General features: G+C 45.9%; 1 protein-coding gene. It reads right to left on the reverse strand.

From position 1 onward, the window contains the following. Positions 1-108 precede the first annotated feature (108 nt). Positions 109-564 carry an IS200/IS605 family transposase gene (gene tnpA, locus KQI17_RS13455; protein ID WP_216496698.1) on the reverse strand — a complete coding sequence of 152 codons (456 nt, stop codon included), beginning with the start codon at positions 562-564 and terminating at the stop codon, positions 109-111. Between the last annotated feature and the right edge of the window lie 137 nt (positions 565-701).

Below are 701 nucleotides of genomic sequence, written 5' to 3' on the forward strand. Positions count from 1 at the left end.
ATAAGCATCCACCCGCCAAGCGGGTGGTTTTGCTTATGCGGGCAAAGCCCTATGTTCCTCGCGCACGCGTCAAACGCGTAAGTACGGTCTGCCAGCTGCGCAGGATTGTTACTTGCCGCCCGTAAACGGGCCGTACTGACTCATGGTAAGTTGCTCACCCATTTCGTCCTCTTTTAGCTGGTTCTCTATATACTCCGCAATTCGGCTCTCATTCTTTCCCACGGTATCTACATAGTACCCCTTGCACCAGAATTCCCTGTTGCGATACTTATACTTCAATTCGCCGAATTGCTCATACAACATCGTACTGCTCTTTCCTTTCAGATACCCCATAAAACTTGATACTGCGATTTTAGGAGGTATTTCTACCAGCATATGGATGTGATCCGGACAAACTTCCGCTTCTACTATGCGTACTCCCTTCCATTCGCACAGCCGCCTTAGAATTTTTCCTACGGCTTCTCGTTTCTCTTGGTAGAATACTTTCCGCCGATACTTTGGCGCAAACACAATATGATATTTGCAATTCCATTTTGTGTGCGCTAAACTATTGATGTCATTCATTCCCATTGAGTGGCCTCCTTCTGGTTTATAAGTTGCAGTTGGCAGACCGCATCTTTATCTTACCAGAAGGAGTTTTTTCTCCTCAACTATTTAATTCTTACCGAACCACGCGTCTAACGCGTGGTTTTGGTATACAA

The sequence above is a fragment of the Oscillibacter sp. MSJ-31 genome (assembly GCF_018918025.1).
GTDB lineage: Bacteria > Bacillota > Clostridia > Oscillospirales > Oscillospiraceae > Hominicoprocola.